General features: G+C 60.6%; 14 protein-coding genes. 8 read left to right on the top strand and 6 right to left on the bottom strand.

The window, feature by feature from the left end; genetic code table 11:
- Positions 1–51 precede the first annotated feature (51 nt).
- Complete coding sequence (ubiA, locus tag C934_RS0125255) at positions 52–1,011, top strand: 4-hydroxybenzoate octaprenyltransferase (protein ID WP_018859347.1); 960 nt, start codon at positions 52–54, stop codon at positions 1,009–1,011.
- 61 nt (positions 1,012–1,072) lie between these two features.
- Here ubiA and C934_RS0125260 read toward each other — a convergent pair whose 3' ends face one another.
- A complete protein-coding gene (locus tag C934_RS0125260) occupies positions 1,073–1,639 on the bottom strand; it encodes a DUF6101 family protein (RefSeq protein WP_025661901.1) in 567 nt (188 codons plus the stop codon).
- Between the two features lie 298 nt (positions 1,640–1,937).
- Between C934_RS0125260 and C934_RS0125265 the strand changes: the two genes are divergently transcribed.
- Positions 1,938–4,673, top strand: coding sequence for a DUF1217 domain-containing protein (locus C934_RS0125265; RefSeq protein WP_026372070.1), 2,736 nt, complete (start codon positions 1,938–1,940; stop codon positions 4,671–4,673).
- 11 nt (positions 4,674–4,684) lie between these two features.
- Here the strand turns inward: C934_RS0125265 and C934_RS0125270 are convergent, their stop codons facing one another.
- From C934_RS0125270 to C934_RS0125280, 3 genes are all read right to left on the bottom strand, one after another.
- Complete coding sequence (locus C934_RS0125270; protein ID WP_018859349.1) at positions 4,685–6,112, bottom strand: FAD-binding oxidoreductase; 1,428 nt, start codon at positions 6,110–6,112, stop codon at positions 4,685–4,687.
- Positions 6,113–6,132: 20 nt separating this feature from the next.
- Positions 6,133–7,107 carry an L-threonylcarbamoyladenylate synthase gene (locus C934_RS0125275; protein ID WP_018859350.1) on the bottom strand — a complete coding sequence of 325 codons (975 nt, stop codon included), beginning with the start codon at positions 7,105–7,107 and terminating at the stop codon, positions 6,133–6,135.
- A gap of 80 nt (positions 7,108–7,187) precedes the next feature.
- Positions 7,188–7,793 (bottom strand): DUF6656 family protein, encoded by a 606-nt coding sequence (locus C934_RS0125280; RefSeq protein ID WP_018859351.1) that lies wholly within the window; start codon positions 7,791–7,793, stop codon positions 7,188–7,190.
- A 413-nt stretch (positions 7,794–8,206) separates the two neighbouring features.
- Here C934_RS0125280 and C934_RS0125285 point away from each other — a divergent pair, with 413 nt between their 5' ends.
- Positions 8,207–9,451 (top strand): aromatic ring-hydroxylating oxygenase subunit alpha, encoded by a 1,245-nt coding sequence (locus C934_RS0125285; protein WP_018859352.1) that lies wholly within the window; start codon positions 8,207–8,209, stop codon positions 9,449–9,451.
- Positions 9,452–9,517: 66 nt separating this feature from the next.
- On the opposite strand, the gene C934_RS0125290 is transcribed toward C934_RS0125285, so the two are convergent.
- The gene (locus tag C934_RS0125290; RefSeq protein WP_018859353.1) at positions 9,518–10,477 is read right to left on the bottom strand and encodes a GH25 family lysozyme; all 960 of its coding nucleotides are present in this window, start codon (positions 10,475–10,477) and stop codon (positions 9,518–9,520) included.
- 190 nt (positions 10,478–10,667) lie between these two features.
- Between C934_RS0125290 and C934_RS0125295 the strand changes: the two genes are divergently transcribed.
- Positions 10,668–11,168, top strand: a complete 501-nt coding sequence (locus tag C934_RS0125295; RefSeq protein ID WP_018859354.1) for a BA14K family protein — start codon at positions 10,668–10,670, stop codon at positions 11,166–11,168.
- 53 nt (positions 11,169–11,221) lie between these two features.
- Here the strand turns inward: C934_RS0125295 and C934_RS0125300 are convergent, their stop codons facing one another.
- Entirely contained in the window at positions 11,222–12,217 is a 996-nt protein-coding gene (locus tag C934_RS0125300; protein ID WP_018859355.1) for a transporter, read from the bottom strand.
- 217 nt (positions 12,218–12,434) lie between these two features.
- Between C934_RS0125300 and C934_RS0125305 the strand changes: the two genes are divergently transcribed.
- The 4 genes from C934_RS0125305 to C934_RS0125320 all read left to right on the top strand — a co-directional run bounded on the left by C934_RS0125305 (position 12,435) and on the right by C934_RS0125320 (position 19,328).
- Positions 12,435–14,213 (top strand): acyl-CoA dehydrogenase, encoded by a 1,779-nt coding sequence (locus tag C934_RS0125305; protein ID WP_018859356.1) that lies wholly within the window; start codon positions 12,435–12,437, stop codon positions 14,211–14,213.
- A 9-nt stretch (positions 14,214–14,222) separates the two neighbouring features.
- Positions 14,223–14,975, top strand: a complete 753-nt coding sequence (locus C934_RS0125310; RefSeq protein WP_018859357.1) for a crotonase/enoyl-CoA hydratase family protein — start codon at positions 14,223–14,225, stop codon at positions 14,973–14,975.
- A gap of 194 nt (positions 14,976–15,169) precedes the next feature.
- Positions 15,170–17,254, top strand: coding sequence for a methyl-accepting chemotaxis protein McpU (gene mcpU / locus C934_RS0125315; RefSeq protein ID WP_018859358.1), 2,085 nt, complete (start codon positions 15,170–15,172; stop codon positions 17,252–17,254).
- Positions 17,255–17,504: 250 nt separating this feature from the next.
- Positions 17,505–19,328 (top strand): HAMP domain-containing methyl-accepting chemotaxis protein, encoded by a 1,824-nt coding sequence (locus C934_RS0125320; RefSeq protein WP_018859359.1) that lies wholly within the window; start codon positions 17,505–17,507, stop codon positions 19,326–19,328.
- Positions 19,329–19,587 lie beyond the last annotated feature (259 nt).

Raw genomic sequence — 19,587 nt, forward strand, 5'->3', positions numbered from 1 at the left:
CGGCCGTGAATTGACCTTGACCCGCGCCTCGACGGCTCGCTAGATGGCGTCATGCAACAGATCGGCGGAATAAACGGGCGCGTTGCGGATGCGCCTTCGAACAACTGGGTTTACCGGGTCCTGCCTCCCTGGCTCTGGCCCTACGCGCAGCTTGCGCGCTGGGATCGGCCGATCGGCTGGCAATTGCTGATGTGGCCCTGCTTCTGGTCGGCTGCCATGGCCGCGAATGCGGCGGCTCATATTGGCCAGTTTTCCGGCGGCCAGCTGATTTTCCATCTCGTGCTCTATTTCATCGGCTCTGTCGCGATGCGCGGGGCTGGGTGCACATACAACGATCTCGTCGACCACAAGATCGACATGGAAGTGGCGCGCACCCGCTCGCGGCCGCTGCCATCGGGTCGGGTGACACGCACGCAGGCCAAGGCGTTCATCGTCCTGCAGGCGCTGGTCGGGCTGCTGGTCGTGCTGCAGCTGAACTGGTTTGCCGTCATTCTCGGCGTCCTCTCGCTCGCTATCGTGGCGCTTTATCCTTTTGCCAAGCGCTTTACAGACTGGCCACAGTTCTTCCTTGGCCTTGCCTTTTCCTGGGGTGCTTTGATGGGCTGGGCGGCAATCTTCGGCGACCTTTCACTGGCGCCAATCCTCCTCTACGTCGCCTCGGTGGTCTGGACGATCGGTTACGACACGATCTATGCCCACCAGGACAAAGAGGACGACGAGCTGATCGGTGTCCGCTCGACCGCGCGGCTGTTCGGCGACAAGACGAAACAGTGGCTGGTCGGCCTCTATGGCCTGACGCTCGTGCTTGCCTTCTGCGCCTTCCTGTCCGCAGGCGTCGGCCCGTTCGGCTATCTCGGCCTGCTCATCGCGGCCGGCATGTTCGCCTGGCAGATCGTGACGCTCAATATCGACGATGCCGACCAGTGCCTTGCGCTGTTCAAGTCGAACAATCGCGTCGGCCTGATCATCTTTCTCGGCCTCTTCCTGTCGCTTCTCTTCGTCCTGCCCTGAGGCGGAAACGAAAATGCCCGGCACAATGGCCGGGCATTGATGGTCTGAAATGACGCACCGCTTAGTTGCGGGCGATGATTTCCTTGCCTTCGATCTTCATGGCGACGCCGAGCTTGCCCGTCGTTCGGCGCACGAGGAAGCGCGGACGCCGGTTTGCGAAGTAGGAATGCCGGCGGCGCGGCTTCAATGCGCTGGTGCGCAGGTCGCCAAGATGCTCTTCCAGCGGGCGGGCAACGCCGTCGGCCTCGACCATCAGCATCGGAATGCGGAAGGCCTCGGACCAGCTTCGCCAGTCGGCTGCGATATCTGCGAGGTCGTGGGCGACCAGCAGCGGTATGCAGAGCTCGGGGTCCTCGTGGTGAAGCTCCAGCGTAACAGTGACTTCGCCGTTGCCATGGTCGATGGCCCGGGCCGCAACGCCCTTGAAGGCGCGCTTGGGCAGCGCGATCGAAAGCGGCAGGCCGCTGGAGGAGAGAACCTTGCGCAGGATGGCGCCACGTTCGTCGATCGTTATGTTCACGTCACTTGAGGAGTCATGGATGGCGTAGCTGACCTGCTGGGGAAAGCGAGACGGATCGAGACGCAGCGTCGTTCCAGCCCATACGGGCTTCATAACGGTGTTGTTCATGTTCATTCTACCCTTGTCTTACCTGAGAGCCGATTTGCGGTCTTCTCCTCGGGGCTTTTCGCCCTCTATGGCCTGACAATAGGCGCCGCCTGTTCGAGACAGCTTAAAAATCGCGGTTAAGAAAACTTTGCCTCCCTGGATGGTTATCAAAACCGAAGCCGGCAAGGTTTCCGGAGGGTGAACGCCGGCTGTGCCATATTGCAACGCAGGATGGGTAAGTCTCGGGTAAGCTTTTTATCGCAAAATGGCGCAGAACCAATCTGTCATGCTTGAAGACTTTGCCGGAAAAGGACGCACTATGATCTCGGCTTCGATGGCCTACAATTTGTTGTCCGGGAACATGAAGCAGAGCCTGGATCGCGTCGCCTCCCAGGCGACGGTCAAACGCGACGCCGAGTATTACAAGGACAACATCAACAACGTCAAAGACGTCGACGATTTCCTCGGCGACTATCGGCTCTACAGCTATGCGATGAAGGCCTATGGCCTCGAAGACATGACTTACGCCAAGGCCTTCATGAAAAAGGTGCTGGAAAGCGATCTGACGGACGCCAATAGCTTCGCCAACAAGCTTTCCGATTCGCGCTACAAGGAATTCGCTGCTGCGTTCAATTTCCACACGCCCGCGGCGGATGCCCAGAGCGACGCGCAGGAAGACGACCTGATCGGTCTCTACACGCAATCCTTCGCGGACGAAGGCAAGAATGCCGCGGCCGAAACGAAATACTACAGCAACGCGATAGACGCGGTTCAGAACGTTTCCGATCTCGTCGGCGACAGCCGCGTGCGCACCTATGTTCTCAAGGCCTACGGCATCGATCCCACTTATGTTTCCAAGGATTTCCTGGCGCAGGTTTTGACGAGCGACGTCAACGATCCCAATAGCTTTGTCAATCTCAACGGCAACGACAAGTATAAGGCGCTTGCCGCACAATTCAGCTTCAATGCAGATGGCACCGTTAACGGCACAGCGCAGACGGCCACCCAGAAAGACGCCGTCATGGAGCAGTACAATCTGACTGTCCCATCGATCACGACCTCGGCGGCTGCCGACTACAACAAAGCCTACTATCTGTCCAAGATCGGGACCGTCACCAATGTCGACGACATCATCGCCGACAAGCGGCTGACGTCCTATATCAAAACGGCCTTCAGCATGGGCGACGATTTCAGCAACGCGGCACTCCGGTTGGTTCTTACCGATGCGAGCTATGCAAGCTTGCTGGATTTCAGCAACGTCAATCAGAGCTTCAATTTCAACGCGGACGGTACCATCAATTCCGCTGCGGCGTCCTATGCGGCACAGACGTCGGATCAGATGAAAGCGATGTCCGACCAGGCCGCAAACACCACGGGCTATTATCAATCAAAGATCGTCAGCATCACCAATGTCGATGACCTGATCGCTGATACCAAGCTGACCCAGTACATCAGGGATGCCTATTCGCTTCCCCAGAGCGTCAGCGATGCCGACCTTCGCAGCGTCTTGACGGATGCGAGCTACGCCAGCTTGCTGGGTTACGACGACGTCCACTCGGCCTTCAACTTCCAGGCCGACGGCAGCGTTGCCACTGGCGCCGGGGCGCAAACAATCGCGCAGGCACGGGCCACGAGTTCGCAGGTCCGCGCCAATCTCGATTACTTCCAGACTGTGATCCCGACGATCTCCAATGTCGATGACCTGATCGCTGACGGGCAAATGATGAACACTCTGCGGTCGGCCTATGGCGTCCCCACGAGCGTCAGCGACGCAGACATCAAAAGAATCCTGACTGATGCCAGCTTCGCCGCTAGCCAGGGGCTCAGTGCGCTCAATGCCGCGTTCAGCTTCGCGGCCGATGGTTCGGCCGCCGCTGCATCCGGCCCGCAATCGAGTGCTCAGTTGATGGATACGACGACGTTCTACGGCGTGCGATATGCGGACGCGCAGAACGAGGCGATCGACGAGGCCGTGGCAAACTACAAGACGCGAATGGCCGACGATAAGATCAAGAAGGTTGACGACCTGCTGCGATCGAACGCCGCCGCAGACTTTGACAAGAAGAACGACGACCTACCTGAACTTTACGATATGGCGCTTCGCGCCTACGGACTGACGGAACAGGACGTGTCTCGTTCCATGTTCCGCAAGCTGCTGAAGAGTGACCCCTACGATCCCGACGGCTACGTCGCCTCGTTAAAGGACGAGCGGATCACCAATCTGGTCCGCGCCTTCAATTTTGGAGCTGACGGCAAGATATCCGCGGAGATACAGCCGCTGCCGTCCGCCGTGATGGCGAAATATGCGACGAACTATAAGTCGCGCATGCTGATGGGCATGAGCGACGGCCCGCTCAGGGACAAGGCTTCCAAGGATGCGACGAAAGCGGTCGATGCATTCGCCAAAGGCATGGCGGAGGTGAAGTCTCTCGACGACTTCCTGTCAAACGACAAGCTGACCAGCCTGGTCTTGACGGCAAACGGCCTCGACCCGAAGAAATACGACGAGGAGACGCTGCGCAAGATCTTTACCTCCGATCCGTCCGATCCCAAGAGCTACCTCAACACGAAGGCTGAGTCGAAGTTCAAGGAGATTGTCTCGGACTTCAACTTCGATACCAACGGTAACCTGACGCGGGCCAAGATCGGGACAGTCCAGAATGTTGGCGCCGAAGACCGGACGGAGCAAAAGTACGTTCAGCAGACGCTGGAATCGCAGGAAGGTGAAACGAACGACGGCGTACGCCTCGCGCTGTATTTCGCGCGCAGCGCACCCGACATCACATCGCTCTACACGATTCTAGGCGACAAGGCGTTGTTCCAGGTGATTACAACCACCTTCAGCCTGCCGACCAGTGTCTCGAACATGGATGTCGAAAAACAGGTTTCCATGCTTGGGAAGTTCGTCAATCTCGAGGATCTCCAGGATTCCAAGAAGGTCGACAAGCTCATGAAGCGCTTTACGGCAATGTATGATCTGCAGAACAACTCTGGCACATCCCCGGCGCTCACCATCCTGACCAATGGCGGCACGACCAGCACCAGCCTTCTTTAAATCGTCGCCCCTTAGTCGACGTTGACGACCTTGCCGGGGTTCATGATGCCGGCCGGGTCGAAGGCGTGCTTGATCCTGCGCATCAGCTCCATTTCAATCGGCGGGCGGATCGAGGCCAGTTCGTCGCGCTTCAGCTGACCGATCCCGTGCTCGGCGGAAATCGATCCTCCGTGCGCCAGCACGAAGCCATGGACGATGTGGTTCAGTTCACGCCAACGCGCCAGGAAGGCCTGTTTGTCGGCGCCAACAGGCTGGGAAATGTTGTAATGAATATTGCCGTCGCCCATATGGCCGAAGGCGCAGATGCGAGCGCCGGGCATGGCCGCCATGACTGCATCGCTGGCCTCGTGCATGAAGACCGGGATTGCCGAAACCGGCACGGAAACGTCGTGCTTGATCGATCCGCCTTCTGGTTTTTGCGCGTCCGACATGCTCTCGCGCATGTGCCAGAGCGCCTGCTGTTGCGCGACCGAAGTGGCGATTGTTGCGTCTTGAACCAACCCCGCCTCGAAGCCCTGCTCAAGCAGCGCCGTCATCATGCGCTCGGCGGTTTCGGCTGAATCGGACGTGGAAATATCGACAAGGACATACCAGGGATGCGCCGATTCCAGTGGATCGCGTACCCCCTCGATGTTGCGTGCGGTAATCTCGACGCCGAAGCGCGGCATCAGTTCGAAGCCGGTAAGCGAGGTGCCGCAAAGGCTGGACGCAAGGTTGAAAAAGGCAAGGGCATCCTCGACCGAGTTAAGGCCGGCAAAAGCGACCTGCTTTCCGAGAGGCTGCGGAAAGAGCTTGAGCACGGCGCCGGTGATGATGCCGAGCGTGCCTTCCGCGCCGATGAAGAGGTCGCGAAGGTCGTAGCCGGTGTTATCCTTCTTCAGGCGGCGCAGGCCGTTCCAGATTTCGCCGGTCGGCAGCACGACCTCGAGGCCGAGGCAGAGCTGGCGCATGTTCCCATAGGCAAGCACCGCCGTGCCACCGGCATTCGTCGACAGATTGCCGCCGATGCGGCACGAACCTTCGGAGCCAAGCGAGAGGGGAAACAGCCTACCGTATGCCTCTGCCGCCTTCTGCACGTCCGCGAGGATCGCCCCGCCATCGGCGACGAGGACATTGGCGACGGGATCGACATCACGAACCTTGTTCATGCGTTCGAGCGAGATGATGATGTCGGACTTGCCTTCGCGCGGCGTCTGGCCACCGACGAGACCCGTGTTGCCCGTTTGCGGCACGACCGCGGTTCCGGTCTCGGTTGCGAGCTTCAGGATCGACGACACTTCTTCGACCGAACCGGGCTTCAGGAGAAGAGGGGACGAGCCGTGGTAAAGGCCGCGGTTTTCAATCAGATGCGGCGCGAGATCGGCTTCGCTCCTAAGCGCATGCATCTCACCGACGATGGCGTCGAAACGGTCGAGAAGTTCGGGAGAAACGCTGCTCATCGAAACATGATCCTTCTTGCTTACTCACGTGGCGCGGCTGCGCGGCGGAGCCGATCGTTGATTGCCTCGCCGAGCCCCTCGTCGGGAATGGCTGCAAAGGCGATCGTCTGCGCGCCGCTGGCGTCGGCTTTCTTCATATAGTCGAAGAGGTTCGCCGCGGCTTCCGCGAGATCGCCGTCCCGGCTGAGATTGAGGACGATCCTGGCGTCGTCGGCACCGGCAACGGCCGTCTTGCCGAAGGCAATCAGCGCCTCGTGGGAATCGACATGCGTTGCGTCCAGCCGGACGGTTGCGCCGGGCGCGTAGTGGGATGCCAGCATCCCCGGCGCCTCGATGGCCGCGGACGCCTTCCTGGCTCGCAGCAGCTTTTGACCGGCCACGCGCTCGATCTCCGAGGCAGGCAGCCCGCCCGGCCGCAAGAGCCTGAGCTTGCCATCCTCGACCTTGACGATCGTGGACTCGACGCCAACGGTGCTTGCACCGGCATCAAGGATCAGTCTGATGCGCTCGCCGAGATCGGCGTCGACATGGGCAGCGCTCGTCGCGCTGATCTTGCCTGACGTGTTGGCGCTGGGCGCGGCGAGCGGCCGCCCAAAGGCGCGGATCAGCTCTCCCGCGAAACCCTTCGGCACGCGGATGCCAACGGTATCAAGCCCTGCGGTCGCCAGCGATTGAATGGCACTCTCTGGCTTCAACGGCAGGACGAGCGTGAGGGGCCCCGGCCAGAATGCTTCCGCCAGCGCGTGTGAAACGGGGTCGAACTCCGCGTGCTTCTCAGCCATGGCAAGGTCGGCCATGTGGCAGATAAGCGGGTTGAAGCGGGGGCGGCCCTTGGTCTCGTAGATGTGGGCAATTGCGACCGGATTGGTCGCATCGGCAGCGAGCCCATAGACGGTCTCCGTCGGGATCGCGATCGGGAAGCCCTCGCCAAGCACCGCGCAACCGGCTTCGATAGCCTGCTGCCTGTCCTTCGTGATGTCGATCGATCGTGCCATGCGCTGTCCGGATTGCTGTCCGGCAGTCCTTATGCCTTCCCGGCGATCGGATCAATATCGAAGCGGGCCGATGATGCCGATCAGAGCTGGCGAATGATCTCGCGCAGCTGCTCGTTGCGCGCGCCGAGCAGCAATACGTTCTTGATGGCGATTTGCGGATCGTCGGTGCGGAAAAGCACCCCGTTGCCCCTCACCGAGCGGTCGATCGTCATCTTCTCCGGCGTATGTTCGCCGGGCTTGATCGCCACCGCGAAATACATGCGCGAATACTTCAGATCGATCTTGTGGAAGAAATTGTCGTTGTCGCCGATGTCGGCGTAGAAATTCGCGATGTAGAACGCCCAGCTGACTTCTTCGAAGCGGGCGAATTTCGTCCGCGACGCAGTCACGTGGCAATAGCCTAAATGCGGGCTGTCCTGCAGCGTGCGGTGGAAGAGCAGCTTCGGAAACTGGATCGAACGGTGAAATCCGTTGATATGTCGATGCGTCTTGGCGCCGGCTGTCTCCAGCTTGCGGCCCGTCTTCTCTGCGACTTCGTCATGTGTGAGGTAGCGCCGCTCCTCGGCGAGCCAGTGGGCCCGGGTGCGCGTGATCTTTCCGGTGCGCAGAAATTCAGAATGCGAGGTGACCGGTACCGCGTTGCGGGAATTGCTGTTAGTGGCGTCGAAATAGCGAAGCTTCGCCATGAGAGATATCCACATGGATGATTGATGTGGAAAGGATAGGCAATCATGCTTAATGGCAGATTAAATTCGGCCGTCATGCGCGGGTTGGTGGATATTGGCCACCGCCGCCATGTTGCAAATACGATAGCTGTGGCAAGGTTGTGCCGAGAGCCCAAGTGTGAATTGGGTTGCGGCAATGTCGTAATTGGCCTTGCTGGCCGAGAATGAAGCATTTTTAGGCTGGAACCGCGTTCGATTCCGCACTCCTTTGCCGCCTGTCGTCATTTTCGAAGCCGATGTCGCTTTACAACCAAACGCCGCGCGCCAGCGGTGTTTAAATGTCTATCAAGAAAGTCTCCTGACGGAGAGGGAGCGAAGCTTCCGGCGGCTCTCGCCTTCGATCAAGCGGCGGCCCATTATACGAGGATATGCAGATGGATATTCGCAGCAACGTATTGCGGCAACTCAAGACCCGCAGGGAAGGCTTCAGTCTCGAGCGGCCCTTCTATATCGACGAGGATTATTTCAAGCTCGATATGGAGATGATCTATTATCGCGACTGGTTGTTCATGGGCCATGATTGCGAGCTGCCGAAGCCGGGCGCTTATTTCACGGTCCAGATCGGCGACTATCCCGTTGTCATCGTCCGTGGCCGTGACAACGTCATTCGCGCCTTCCACAACAGCTGTCGCCATCGCGGCTCGCGCGTCTGCACCAAGGAGCACGGCTCCTCGGTTCGCCTCGTCTGCCCCTATCATCAGTGGACCTACGACCTCGATGGCAAGCTCGCCTTTGCCCGCCACATGGGCGATGATTTCGACAAGAGCGGTTACGGCCTGAAGCCGGTCCATTGCGAGAGCTTCGGCGGCTACATCTTCATCTGTCTCGCGCAGAATGCACCGGATTTCCAGCCGATCCGCGACATGGTCGCGCCCTATATGCTGCCGCATCGTTTGAGCGAGGCGAAGGTCGCCTTCCAGAGCACGATCATCGAGAAGGGCAACTGGAAGCTCGTCTGGGAAAACAACCGCGAATGCTATCACTGCGCGGCCAACCACCCCGAACTCTGCCGCACCTACCCGGAAGCGCCGAGCGTCACCGGCACGGACGGCGGTGCCGACGATCCCGAGATTGCGGGTCACTGGGCACGCTGCGAGGCGGCTGGCTTGCCGAGCAAGTTCCAGATTTCCCCCGACGGTCAGTTCCGCACCGCCCGCATGCCGTTGATCGAGGACGCAGAGAGCTACACCATGTCCGGCAGGCGCGCCGTCGAGAGGCCTCTTTCGGACGACGTGACGCTTGATCGCATCGGCACGATGCTGCTGTTCCACTACCCGACGACCTGGAACCACATTCTCGGCGACCATGCGATTTCTTTCCGCGTGCTGCCGCTCAGTGCCAATGAAACGGCCGTCACGACGAAGTGGCTCGTGCACAAGGATGCCGTCGAGGGTGTCGACTACGATCTGGCCGAGCTCACGCATGTGTGGACCGAAACCAACGATCAGGACCGTCGCATCGTCGAAGAGAATGCCTTCGGTATTCACTCGCCGGCCTACGAGCCTGGACCTTATTCGATGGCGCATGAAGGCGGCGTCATGCAGTTCCTCGAATGGTACTCGAACTTCATGGTCAACCGCCTGCAGGGCGATCAGGCGAAGCTCTCCGTCGTCGCCTAATCCAAAAGACTCCCTCCCAAGTGACCTCGTCTCTTCGAGACGGGGTCTTTTTTGTGCGCACGTTTCTCAGAAGTCTCGACGCGTGCGCACGACGTCGCTCTGCGGTATCGAGGATGTGACGACAGGATCCGGCGGAAGCTGTGCGGTTGCCGGGCCTTGGGCAGGCATTCCGCGCGGCTCCATCTCGATCTTTGCAAGAATGAGCGGCGGGTCCGGTTCGCGCGCCGGCAAGAGTTTGCCCCGCGCCCACACCTTTGCGAGTTCGGCGCGGCTCATGGGCGCGACGTTGACATCGATATCCGTCAATGTGCCTGGAACGCGGTAAGGGCAGCGGCGCTTGCTGCAGTTCTGTCCCGACGAGAACTGCCACATCAGGTAGTTGTCCCAGTTTCCCATCGGGAACACGCCCTTCACGTCGGGCCTGTATCGCGCATACCAGATCGGTAGCCGCGCCAGCACCGGATAGTCGTTGCGATATGCGGCAATATATCGGGCGGTGTTGTGATTGGTATAGAGAACCGGGTAGCGTCCGGTCCTTGCCCTGATATGGCCTGCAAATATCTGTGCGTCCTCCAGCGACATGAATTTCTGCGGATCGATGCCCTCGAGATCGAGGATCATCATCTCGTCGTCCTTGGGATCGGCGTATTCGAGGAAATGGTTGGCCTGGTCGACCGGGTTGCCGGGACGGGCGAGGTGATAGGAGCCCCAGAGGAGGCCGGCCGCCCGGGCAACCAATCGCCGCGTCTGAAAGAGCTCGCGGCTCACCGCATATTTGCGCCACATGGTCTTGCAATGCGCAACCGTGTCCCCGGCATGATCGCCGGTGCAGGAGAAGCTCTCCGGAAGTCCGTCGGAAGCTTTCGAAATGAAGGCGGCGATGCGCTTGTCCGAAAGCAGGGAATCCCAATCGATCGTATTGAGTTCGTACGCGTCGATGACGAGCGCGTTGTTGGGGTTGTTCCAGGGTAGGGTGTCAGCCGCCACAGCCATAGTCGGAGGTCCCGCGACAAGCGCCGGAACCATCAAGCGAAGCAGAAGATTTCTCCAGGATTGCTTCATGGAATGAGCGTGGTGATAGGCGGTTAATGTCCAGTTAATCCGCGATCGCTTAAAAACAGAAAGTCGCACCGACAGCATGAAAACTGGTCATTGGAACGTTTTCAGTGCCTTGGCGTTCTCGTGCGCGCGTATTCCAACTGGAAATGGAGCTTCCATGACTGGGTTTTTTAAGAAGATAGCGATTGCCGCCGTTTCCTTTGTCACGCTGGCAAGTGGCTATGCGCCCTCGCAGGCGACGCAGATGCCGGCTCTGCCGCAGGTCGAAAAATCTGGTGACGTCCAGAACGTCCAGTATTGCCGTGGCCCGTATTGCCGCCCCGGTTTTCGTCCCGGATACCGGCCGGGCTACTATCCAGGCTATCGCCCAGCCTATCGCCCGGGTTGGTACGGTGGCTATCGCGGCTATCCCTACTATCGCAGTGGCTACCGCTACTATGACGGCTACTGGTTCCCGCTGGCCGCCTTCGGCGCTGGTACGATAATTGGTGGTGCTATTGCATCGCAGCCGACCTATGTGGCTCCTCCGCCGGCTGCTTCGCTCGGCTCGGGTCACGTGGCCTGGTGCCAGGCGCGTTACCGTTCCTATCGGGTCTACGACAACACGTTCCAGCCGTACAACGGCCCGCGCCAGCAGTGCGTTTCGCCGTACTACTGAGTGAAGCAAGCTTTCGGTTTCAGGGCTCGGCAGCAATGCCGGGCCTTTTGCGTTCAGAGGATGCGGACGCGCTTCAGCAGCCACCATGCGAGCACGATGGAGGCGATAATGATCGCCACGGCATATTCCGTGCCGCCGCTTCCTTCGGCAAAAGGCAGATTGGCCGTGTTCATGCCGAAGAAGCCCGTCACCAGGGTTGGCGGCAGCAGGAAGGCCGTCATGATCGACAGAATGTAGAGGTGCCGGTTCGTCTCCGAGGACGCCTTCGAGTCGATTTCTTCATGCAGCAGCCGCGCGCGGTCCTGCAGCGCGTAAATGTCGTGATCGACGGTTTCGAGGCGGCTCGTCAGCCGTCCCGCGACATCATCGAAGCCGAAGGGCATTTCATCGTCATGCGAGGCGGCAGCGCGACGCATCAGGGCCAGCACAGTTCTCAGGTGCCGGTGCAGCCGGACGACCGTACGTCGGACCGGCGCCAGCCGCCGGCGTTCGTCGCGTGGCGAGTTGTCGTAGACGAAATCCTCGATAACGTTGAGCTCCTCGGTCATTTCCATGACGATGGAGATCAGTGTCCGCTGGAACTCGATCACCAGGATCTCGAACAGGTCGACGGGCCGTTCGAATTTTGCCGGGTTCTTCTCCACTAGCGCGCGGGCGCGCTCGATGCTGCGTAGCGGCTGCAGCCGCGTGGTAATGATAAAGCGGTCGGAGATCGCAAAATGCAGCCAACCAAGATCGGCGGTTTCACGATCGAATTCGCGCTGGCAATCAACAAGCGTGCCGTAGAGCAGCTGTTCGTCGACCGTTATCGCGGCATGCGTGTCACGGGTGGTCAAGGCTGCCTTGGCATCGTCGTTCAAGCCAACGATACTGTCGAGCAGGCCGGGCACCCTGGCATCGGCGAGATTGAGATGCAGCCAATAGAAGCCGCCGCCGTCGGTCAACTCGGCCTGCGGCGCGCTGTTTGGGAGACGGATTGCCTTGCCGCCTTCCGGCGGAAAGCGGTAGGCCCACACGAGTCCGTGGATGTTGGCGGGCAAAGTATCCATTGATGCGCCGGTCCTCTTGCGATGGCGGTGAGTGTCCTTAGAGATTCTCTATGACGGTTGTTTGTGCAAGTGCGTAATAATTCAAGACATGTGTAACTCCGTGGCAGCTTGTCGCTGGAAGTTTGAAATTGACGTTTACGTAAAAATCAATTAGCTCTGCCCTTGGAGAGGCTGGAGGGCTGTTCAATCGGCGGCCAGCGATGCGAGGAGATCACTGATGTACAAGGCGCCGGTCGAAGAGATTGCGTTTACGCTGAAGCATGTTGCCGGCCTGGGCGATGCAATCGAAGCTGGTTTGCTCGGTGACCTTGGTGATGATCTCGTCGACGCCATCCTTCATGAAGCGGGACGATTCGCCACGGATGAAGTTGCGCCGCTCGCCGAGGTTGGCGACCGTCAGGGTTCGCGCCTCGTCGACGGCAGGGTAGTAACGCCCGATGGTTGGCGCGATCTCTACAAGAACTGGATCGCCGGCGGCTGGAATGGCCTGACCGCACCAGAAGACTTCGGTGGGCAGGCGCTGCCGCATATGCTGAACGTCGCCGCCCTGGAAATGTGGAATTCCGGATCGATGGCGTTCGCGCTCTGCCCGACGCTGACCATGGGTGCGATCGAAGCGATCAACAGCCATGCGTCCGGCGAACTCAAGAATACCTACCTCGCAAAGCTCGTCTCGGGTGAGTGGACCGGCACGATGAACCTGACGGAGCCGCATGCCGGCTCCGACCTCGGCGTGCTCAAGACCCGCGCCGAACGCCGGGACGACGGCACCTACCGCATCTTCGGCCAGAAGATCTTCATCACCTGGGGCGAACACGACGCCGCCGACAACATCATTCACCTGGTCCTCGCTCGCCTCCCGGACGCACCGGCCGGAACGCGTGGCATCTCGCTGTTCCTCGTGCCGAAATTCCTCGTCAATGCGGACGGATCGCTTGGCGCCCGCAACGATCTCTTCGCGCACTCGCTGGAGCACAAGCTCGGTATCCACGGCTCGCCGACCTGCACCATGATCTACGGCGACGGCAAGTTCGGCGAGGAGAAGGGGGCAATCGGCTGGCTGGTCGGCGAGGAGAACAAGGGCCTCGCCTGCATGTTCACGATGATGAACAATGCCCGCCTTGCCGTCGGCATGCAGGGCGTCGCGATCGCCGAGGCGGCGACGCAAAAGGCAGTCGCCTATGCGAGAGAGCGGGTTCAGGGCAAGGCGCCGAACTGGGCGGGTGGCGGCATGAGCCCGATCATCGACCATCCGGATGTTACCCGCACGCTCCTGACGATGAAGGCGTTGACGCAAGGCGCCCGCGCAATTTCCTATACCTGTGCCCATGCCATCGACATGTCGCATCGCGCGGCGGATCGAAAGCAGCATTGGCAGGAGCGCGCAGCACTGCTGACGCCGATCGCCAAGTCCTTTTCCACCGATGTCGGCGTCGACGTCGCCTCATCAGGCATTCAGGTGCATGGCGGCATGGGCTTCATCGAGGAGACGGGAGCCGCGCGCTATCTGCGTGATGCGCGCATTGCGCCGATCTATGAGGGCACGAACGGTATTCAGGCGATCGATCTCGTCACCCGCAAATTGACGCTTTCGGACGGCGACCAGGTGCACGGTTTCATCGCCGAGCTGAAACAGATCGCCGACCAGGTCCGCCATTCCAACCTCGGCGGCTTCGGCGCGACCTCAAATCGCCTCGATTCCGCAATAACCGACCTCGGCGAGGCGACGGACTGGCTGCTGGCGCAGGTTCGCGATGCTAAGGTGGCAGAGGCGCTGGCCGGCGCGACACCGTATCAGCGGCTCTTCGGCCTTGTCCTGACCGGCTGCTATCTCGCCAAGGGCGGGCTCGCGCAGGCACCGGCGGGAGGTGCCGAAGGGCGCATCGCACTCTGCCGTTTTGCCGCGGAAAATCTTCTTTCGGAAGTGACGGCGCTGAAGGACAGCGTCATCAACGGCGCCGCAAGCCTTGCGGCTGCCAAAATAGTTCTCGCCTGAGGAACCATCATGACAGAGCAGGTCATCGTCGAGCAGGCTGCGGCACACCCCGGCATCCAGATCATCCGTTTCAACAGGCCGGAAAAGAAGAATGCCATCACCCGCGCCATGTATCGGAAAATGGCGGAGGCATTGATTGCCGCCAATGGCGATGCGGCGATCAAGGCGACGGCTTTTCTCGGCACCGAAGGTTGCTTTTCCGCGGGCAATGACCTCGGAGATTTCCTCGCAGCGGCGATGGGCGGTGCCATGCCTCGCGAGATCGTCGAATTCCTCTACGCCATGGTTCGCTCCGAAAAGCCGATCGTGTCAGGTGTCGACGGGCTGGCGATCGGGATCGGAACCACAATGCACATGCATTGCGACCTGACAATCGCCTCAGCGCGCAGCCAGTTCCGCACGCCGTTCGTCGACCTCGCCCTCGTTCCGGAAGCGGCGTCCAGCCTGCTTGCGCCGCGGATCATGGGACACCAGCGCGCCTTTGCGATGTTGGCTCTCGGTGAGGGCTTCTCCGGCGAGGAAGCACGGGAGGCGGGACTTGTCTGGAAAGTCTGTGCGCCCGATGAGGTCGAAAGGACAACGCTCGCAACCGCTGCCAAGCTTGCCGCCAAGCCGCCAGAAGCGCTGAAGATCGCGCGCAACCTGATCCGGGGCGATCGGGAAGAAGTCATTGCGCGCATCGATGACGAGGCGCGTCACTTCTTCGACCGCCTACACAGCGCCGAAGCGAAAGCCGCCTTCGAAGCCTTCATGCGCCGCTGACGTGGGAATGGTCGAGTTTCGTCAAATTTTAAGCCAGTTTTAAATACCCCTCTAATATTAGGGGTATGACGGCGCGCTAATGGCGCAGTCGTCCGGGCGCATGAGGCGCTTTGTCCCGTTTTGCCCATAGCCTGCGCATCGAGTAGCCCGCGCTTCGTCAAGTACGGCGCGGACCACTCACGAAAGGAAAATCCTTGAAAAAGAAGACGAATTTGATGACGCGCATCCTCGTTGCCGCGTCTGCCGTTGTTCTTGTGGCCTTTGCCGCCTTTTCCTACTACATCAATTCCGTCGAACGGAGCACCGCGACTGCCGCGATCGAAGCCAACATCAGCTCGTCCGGTGAGCAGGCTGCAAGCAGCCTGGCCAACTGGATGAATGGTCGTGTGACGCTGACCGCCATGGTCGCGAACGCCATCGGCCGCGCCGCCGATCAGAAGGGCGTCGAAGCCGTGCTCCAGAACGATGTTCTGACCAGCCAGTTCGTCAGCACCTATTTTGGCGACGAGCAGGGTGTCTTCACCATGTGGCCGAAGCTGCCGATGCCGGACGGCTATGATCCGCGCAAGCGCCCCTGGTATCAGGATGCCGTCAAGGCCAACGCCAGCGTCATGACCGAGCCCTATGTCGATGCGTCGAGCGGCGATCTCATCATCAGCTCGGCCGTTCCCGTCAGCCACGGCGGCAAGCTGGCCGGCGTGACCGGCAGCGACTTCTCGCTGAAGACCATGGTCGACATGATCAAGGAGATCGATCTCGGCGGCAAAGGCACGGCCTTCCTCGTCAACAAGAGCGGGCAGATCCTGATCCACCCGGATGCAAAGCTGGTGACAAAGACGCTTGCCGACGCTTTCCCGGCTGAGACACCGGCGATCAAGGCCGGGCTCGTTCCGACTGAGTTTGCCGGCAAGGATGTCCTCGTCAGCTTCATGCCGGTTGCAGGTTTGCCGTCGGTCGAATGGTACCTCGGCTTCGTCGTGGACAGCGACGCCGCCTTCGCTTCGCTGAACGAATTCCGCATTGCCGCAACCATTGCCACGATCCTCGCCGTCGGCCTGATGATCTGCGCCATGGCCTGGCTGCTGCATGGCCTGGTGATCCGTCCCGTCACCGATATGACCGCCGCGATGCAAAAGCTTGCCGCCGGCGATCTGTCGGTCTCCATTCCTGGCGAGCAGCGCCGCGACCAGATCGGCTCGATGGCCGAGGCTGTGGCTGTCTTCAAGAAGAACGCGGTTGATCGAGAGCGCCTTGAGGGTGAAGCCGAAACCGGCCGTGCCCTTACCGAGCGTGAGCGTCATGAGCGTGAGCAGCAGAAAAACCGCGAGGCAACCGAAATCCGTCATGCCGTCGATGCGCTTGCCAGTGCCCTCGGCGCGCTGTCGGATGGCAACCTTGCGCATCGCATCGACGCGCCGTTTGCCCCGCATCTCGACCGCCTACGTAATGACTTCAACAACGCCGTCACCAAGCTCCACGGTGCTCTGCATGCCGTGGGCAACAACGCGCACGCCATTGATGTCGGTGCGAGCGAAATCCGCACGGCCGCAGACGGCCTTGCCCGCCGCACCGAGCAGCAGGCAGCCTCGGTCGAGGAAACGGCTGCAGCGCTCGAGGAGATCACCACGACGGTCAAGGACACGGCACGTCGCGCTGAGGAGGCCGGCAATCTCGTCTCGCGCACCCGCAACGGCGCCGAAGAGTCCGGCAACATCGTGCGCAAGGCGGTTTCGGCAATGACCGAGATCGAGCAGTCCTCGCAGAGGATCGCCAACATCATCGGGGTGATCGACGACATCGCCTTCCAGACCAACCTGCTGGCGCTGAATGCCGGCGTCGAGGCGGCACGCGCCGGCGAAGCCGGCAAGGGCTTTGCGGTCGTCGCCCAGGAAGTGCGTGAACTGGCGCAGCGCTCGGCCCAGGCTGCGAAGGAAATCGAAAGCCTGATCACTGCTTCGAATAGTCAGGTTCGCTCGGGCGTCACGCTCGTCGGCGACACCGGCAAGGCGTTGGACGCGATTGTCGGTCAGGTTCAGGAGATCAGCCGTCATGTCGATGCGATCGTCACGGCGACCCGCGAACAGTCGACGGGGCTTGCCGAGATTAACACTGCTGTAAACACGATGGACCAGGGCACGCAGCAGAATGCCGCCATGGTCGAGGAGCAGACGGCAGCGAGCCATGGGCTGGCGCAGGAGGCGGCAAAGCTGATGCAGTTGCTGAGCCAGTTCAACCTGCAAGCAGCATCCCACGCTGCGGTCAGCCGTCGCGCGGCCTGATGTAATCCTGCGAAGACCGGACGCTCGCGCTCGTCGCGGGCGTTCTCGTTGGAGGGCGCGACCAGCGGTGATTAAAAAATATTACTTTTAATCAAATCTTACGGATCTTGGGCTTTAGTGGCGTGCAATGCATGATGCAGGATGGACGTTGTCCGTACCGTTCTCCCCACACCATTAAAACGAGTGTTCCCCCAGGCGATCAACAGGAGATTGACTGAAGCACATCGTTCAGCCGCAATGAGGCCGCTCTATGTCCAAATTGAAGATCAAGACGCTTCTTCCGCTTCTTTTTCTGTCCCTTGTCGTCATTGCCCTGGTGCAGGGTGCGATCGCGGCCTTCTCGTTGATCAATCTGGAGGCCAACACCCGGCAGATCGGGGCGCAGAACATTCCGAACACCGAACGGCTTCACGCGATCGTCACGACGCTGAACGACGTTCGTCGCAGCTACGCCGACTACCTCCTTGCAACAGGTAAGACGGACTTCCGCAACGCGGAGACGACACTCAAGGCCCGCCGCCAGCGCCTTGCCACTGCCATTGGCGCCTTCGACAAGCAGCCGAAGAGCGATTACATGAGCCAGAATTTCGGCCGGCTGCAGAAGGCGCTCACCAACGACGCTGCGCTTGCCGACAAGATCATTGCGCTGGCGCTCGACAACAAGCGCAGCCAGGCCAACAGCCTCTATCGCGGCGAACTTTCCATGTCCGCCAACAACATTCAGACGCTCGTCGACGGAATGTTGGCAAAGGATCGGCAGTCGACCGATGCCGCTCTCGCTGCCGCGACCGGTAACTATAACGCAGGCATCTCGTCCATCGTCGGTGGCCTCGTCGTCGCGCTTGCCGTCGCCGTTGCTGCGGCCTTCCTTGCCTGGACGCGCATTTCTCAGCCGGTCTCGACGATCGCCACCCGCATGGCCCGTCTGGCGGACGGGGATCTCGACGCGGCCGTCCCTTACGCCGGGCGCAAGGATGAGATCGGCGACATGGCGGCTGCCGTAGCGATCTTCCGCGACAACTCTTTCGCACGCCTCGACCTCGAACGGAGCGCCGAGCACACTCGCGAGCAGGCTCAGCAGGAGCGTTCCCGTAACGAAGCCTCGAAGGCACGTGAAGCCAGCGAGATCCAACATGCCGTCGATGCGCTTGCCGAAGCGCTGGGCGCTCTCTCGGAAGGCGATCTCACGCGGACGATCGAGACGCCTTTTGCCGACCACCTCGACCGGCTGCGCAGTGATTTCAATTCCTCCGTGGCCAAGTTGCGGGCTGTTCTTCAGGAGGTCGGTGACAACGCTCATGCGATCGACGCGGGCGCCGGAGAAATCCGCACCGCCGCGGACGGGCTTGCCCGCCGCACTGAACAGCAGGCTGCCTCCATCGAAGAAACGGCAGCCGCGCTCGAAGAGATTACGACGACCGTCAAGGACACAGCGCGCCGTGCCGAGGAAGCCGGCACGCTGGTCACTCGAACCCGCAACGGCGCCGAAGAGTCCGGCAACATCGTCCGCAAGGCGGTCTCGGCAATGACCGAGATCGAGCAGTCGTCGCAGAAGATTGCCAATATCATCAGTGTCATCGACGACATTGCCTTCCAGACCAACCTGCTGGCGCTGAATGCCGGTGTCGAGGCGGCACGCGCAGGCGAAGCCGGCAAGGGCTTTGCTGTCGTCGCCCAGGAAGTGCGCGAGCTGGCACAGCGTTCTGCCCATGCCGCGAAGGAAATCGAAAGCCTGATCACCGCCTCGAACTCACAGGTTCGCTCGGGCGTCACGCTCGTCGGCGACACCGGCAAGGCGTTGGAAGCAATCGTCGGTCAGGTTCAGGAGATCAGCCGTCACGTCGACGCAATCGTCACGGCAACCCGTGAGCAGTCGACGGGGCTTGCCGAGATCAATACGGCCGTCAACACGATGGACCAGGGCACGCAGCAGAACGCCGCCATGGTCGAGGAGCAGACGGCAGCGAGCCATGGGCTGGCGCAGGAAGCAGCAAAGCTGATGCAACTCCTTGCCCAGTTCAACCTGCAGGCAGCATCCCACGGCGCATCATCCTACAGCCGTCGCGCCGCCTGATTGATTGATACACACAAACTGGAACGCCCGCGCTCGTCGCGGGCGTTTTGTTTGTGCGCCCAGCATGGGCGCATTCTTGTGGGTGGAAGTCCCACCGTGAGCTGGTCACGGCGAACGAAGAGAAGCGCAACTGCGGAAGGGCGACCGACCGTGGGGAGGAAGCGTGGATCGAAACTGCGGGCCGATGAACAAGAACCGGATATGAGGCGGTGCCAACCAGGGCGAGCGGGCAAACGACCGCGAAGCTCTTGTGACCAAG

It is taken from the genome of Rhizobium sp. 42MFCr.1 (assembly GCF_000377185.1).
In the GTDB taxonomy this organism is placed as follows: Bacteria; Pseudomonadota; Alphaproteobacteria; order Rhizobiales; family Rhizobiaceae; genus Rhizobium; species Rhizobium altiplani.

Excerpts from the sequence above, each read along its gene's own strand:
- ubiA (WP_018859347.1), top strand. The coding sequence starts at position 52 with ATGCAACAGATCGGCGGAATAAACGGGCGCGTTGCGGATGCGCCTTCG.
- C934_RS0125260 (WP_025661901.1), bottom strand. The coding sequence starts at position 1,639 with ATGAACAACACCGTTATGAAGCCCGTATGGGCTGGAACGACGCTGCGT.
- C934_RS0125265 (WP_026372070.1), top strand. The coding sequence starts at position 1,938 with ATGATCTCGGCTTCGATGGCCTACAATTTGTTGTCCGGGAACATGAAG.
- C934_RS0125270 (WP_018859349.1), bottom strand. The coding sequence starts at position 6,112 with ATGAGCAGCGTTTCTCCCGAACTTCTCGACCGTTTCGACGCCATCGTC.
- C934_RS0125275 (WP_018859350.1), bottom strand. The coding sequence starts at position 7,107 with ATGGCACGATCGATCGACATCACGAAGGACAGGCAGCAGGCTATCGAA.
- C934_RS0125280 (WP_018859351.1), bottom strand. The coding sequence starts at position 7,793 with ATGGCGAAGCTTCGCTATTTCGACGCCACTAACAGCAATTCCCGCAAC.
- C934_RS0125285 (WP_018859352.1), top strand. The coding sequence starts at position 8,207 with ATGGATATTCGCAGCAACGTATTGCGGCAACTCAAGACCCGCAGGGAA.
- C934_RS0125290 (WP_018859353.1), bottom strand. The coding sequence starts at position 10,477 with ATGGTTCCGGCGCTTGTCGCGGGACCTCCGACTATGGCTGTGGCGGCT.
- C934_RS0125295 (WP_018859354.1), top strand. The coding sequence starts at position 10,668 with ATGACTGGGTTTTTTAAGAAGATAGCGATTGCCGCCGTTTCCTTTGTC.
- C934_RS0125300 (WP_018859355.1), bottom strand. The coding sequence starts at position 12,217 with ATGGATACTTTGCCCGCCAACATCCACGGACTCGTGTGGGCCTACCGC.
- C934_RS0125305 (WP_018859356.1), top strand. The coding sequence starts at position 12,435 with ATGTACAAGGCGCCGGTCGAAGAGATTGCGTTTACGCTGAAGCATGTT.
- C934_RS0125310 (WP_018859357.1), top strand. The coding sequence starts at position 14,223 with ATGACAGAGCAGGTCATCGTCGAGCAGGCTGCGGCACACCCCGGCATC.
- C934_RS0125320 (WP_018859359.1), top strand. The coding sequence starts at position 17,505 with ATGTCCAAATTGAAGATCAAGACGCTTCTTCCGCTTCTTTTTCTGTCC.